Genomic DNA, 2,922 nt, shown 5'->3' on the forward strand with positions numbered 1-2,922 from the left:
ACAGACGAGTGGTACCGGCTCAGCGAGAGGTACGAGAAGGCCGTCGGAGAAGTGCTGGCCGCCGACCCCCGTGTGATCGCGGAGGCCCGCAAGGCGGTCTCAGCGCTGTACGGCTACCTGCTCAGGTCGAATGACTACAGCCCGGTCGGCCGGCCAGCCACCGTCCGTAGGGCGGAGATGGCCCGCGGCCTCGGCTACCGCAAAGCCGAGGTCTGGCAGCTGATCGACCCTGCGAACAGCAATGTCCGGCTGGTCTCGCTCATGGCCCGGTTCGAGGACCTCGCCTACTTGAGCCCGACCAAAATCTCGCTCAGTGCCCTGTGGCAGGATCGCCCGGAGCTGAACACCAAAAACCTGTCCTCGGAGCCGCCCACCGAAACGCACAGCGACTCCTTCCTGCAGGAGGCACGTGAGCGCGGCCTGCGGATGACACAGGAACCTGCGACGCTCGTAAAGTGGCTGCTCAAAGTCCATCGCATGCTGGTCCCCGACGGCGACGCGCTGCTGTTCCGCGAGGCGATGCTGGGCTGGCTGCTGCCGTCCGGCAGGCACTCGCTGGCGGAGATCCTCGCCGCCGCCCAGCAGGCGGATGTGCGCGACAGCGTTGAGCCCAGCATCTCCCGCGTTGACGCGGCCCGGCTGCACGGCTGGGTCAACGGCGTCCTGGACCCCCTGGACAGGCTGACCTCAGTCGAGTCCATGAGGGACCTCGCCCCCACCCTGGCTGACCGCCTCATGCTGCCGCACCACCAGATGTACGTTTGGCGGACGAGCTCGCTCATCAAGGAGGCAACGGGCACGGTCCGGCAGGTCGTGGACTTCCTTACCCTGATCCGGGAGGTGGAACCGGACATCAGGCCGGACGCTCCGTCGTTCTGGGCGAGCGAGGAGGCGAGGGAGGAGTGGCGGCACCGGCGTGCGTCGCTGGCGGAATGGCTGCACCGTCACCAGGACATCGGCCTTCTGAGGGATAACCTGCTCGACGCCCACGCCATGGCGGTCTACCTGGTCAGTGGCGTGGACGCGCGGCTGATCGAGGCATTGGACAGCACGAAGGCCGGAGAGCGGCTGCGCCACGAGGCACGTGCGCTGGTCACGGCCGCGGCGGCGGGCGGAAACTCGCAGTTACCGCTGCTGTTCCTGCGGGATGCCGACTTCCGTGATAAGGCTCGTAAGGCGGCGGCGTACCACAACAGGTTCCTTTGGGGCTGGTCCTATCGCGTGCAGCTCGCGGACTACGCTGAGCGGCTGGCCAAGGACCTGCATGGCGAACTGGGCCTTCATGGTGAGTTGGCGGCTGAGGCGCTGGAGATGCTGCCTCCTGTCGACACCCGGGTCTACTGGACCAGTGTGCCGGATTCGGCGGCGGGCGGTGGTGTGCCCGGGGCGGGGACTAAGCGGACGTGGTCCCGGTTCCATCGTGCGACCACCAGTGCGGAAGCCGCGTTGGGCGAGCTCCGCGGTCTTGCCGGGGGCCAGGGTCGGCCGGTGATGTGGAGTGTGGAGCGTGCCACGGCACGTGATGTCTCGCCGCTGTCGAGGACTCCGCAGCTCCGCACGGTGCTCTACCCGTCGCGGACCAACTTCCGGGTGGAGTCGGCAGGTCTGTTCCACGACGTGGTGACCGGCCGCGCCTTCCTGCGGGTCGAGCTGAGCGAGCTGCCCGCCGTTCAGTCGGTCGAGCTCAGCGAGTTGCCCGCCGATCAGCCGATCGAGCCCTGGGACCAGCCGATCGTCACCCGGGACATCACCTCAGGGACTGAGCTAATCGGTGTGGCGAGCATGGGTGCCCGGTACTGGGCACACCGGGGGAAGGCAGAGGAGCGCACGCGTGAGATCCCTGAATGGACGCCTGTCAACGCCGACCACGTGGCCGACGGCAAGCCGCAGAAGCTGAACTGGACCGGCAAAGAGTTCGTGGCCACCGCGCACGGCTCTCCGCAGTCCGTGCAGGTGGTGTCGCGTTACGGTCCGCGGATGGTCAGCGGCGCGGAGTGGGGCCGGTACCTCAAGTCGCTGTTGGACCGCGGCGGGCTGCCCGCGGAGACCCGGATCTTCCTCACCTCCTGTTCGGCGGGGGCTGAGGTTCCCGGCGGGGATTCGGTGGGGCAGCAGGTCGCCGACTGGACCGGGCACCGGACCACGGCCCCGACCACGGAAACCTTTACGAGCTTGCGGCAGGGAAAGCCGTTCCTGGGGCTGGTTAAGGAGCCGGGGCAGGGGCTGCCCCGGCTGGTCGAGTTCACTCCGCGGGACCGGACGGGGGCCGCCACCGCACGTCCCGGGGATCCCGGTTTCCCCGAGTACACCAGCGGCTTCCGTGCCTTCTACTCCGATCGGGAGTGGGAACGGCTCAGCCGCGAGTACGAGCAGGACCTCGGCGAGGACATGGCCGCGGACCCTGATGTGCTGGGCGCCGCCTGGCACCTCGTGGGCGTGCTGGGCCGCAAGTACCGGACGGTCATCGAAGACCGGCTGACGCGGGACGCCGACCCCGCCGAGGTCCGTGACGTCGCCCAGCGCGTGCTGGAGGTGCTGGGGCGGAACACGGCCGCCGCCGGCACCCCCGACGGAGCGACCGATCATGAGGTGTGGGACCTGCTGTACGTGGTCGCTGAGGCCGCGCTCCGCGACGGGATGCCCGTAGGCACTTCGTCGAGCGGCCCCGCTTGGCGGCCGGCACTGCGCGGCGGCCACGGTTTCCCGCTCGCGAACGACCGCACCGATGTGGTCATGCGGTTGCTGGAGGACTACCGGGACCTGGCTCCCGCCCGGATGCTGCCCGCCGCCAGGGCGGCGCTCATGGCCTGGCTGCTCTCCCAGGGGAAGGACAGCCTGTACGAGATGCTTGCCGACTCGCACAAGGTTGCGCGGTTCCCCGCGGCGGAGCGCGTCGTCCTCCTCCAGGACGCGGCCCACCTG

1 protein-coding gene is annotated in these 2,922 nt (G+C 69.1%); it reads left to right on the forward strand.

What is annotated here, in order from left to right:
* A partial coding sequence (locus ACI2L1_RS45045) for a hypothetical protein (RefSeq protein WP_404745283.1) occupies positions 1 to 2,922 on the forward strand: 2,922 nt, incomplete at both ends.

This window comes from Streptomyces sp. NPDC019531 (genome assembly GCF_044903305.1).
GTDB lineage: Bacteria > Actinomycetota > Actinomycetes > Streptomycetales > Streptomycetaceae > Streptomyces.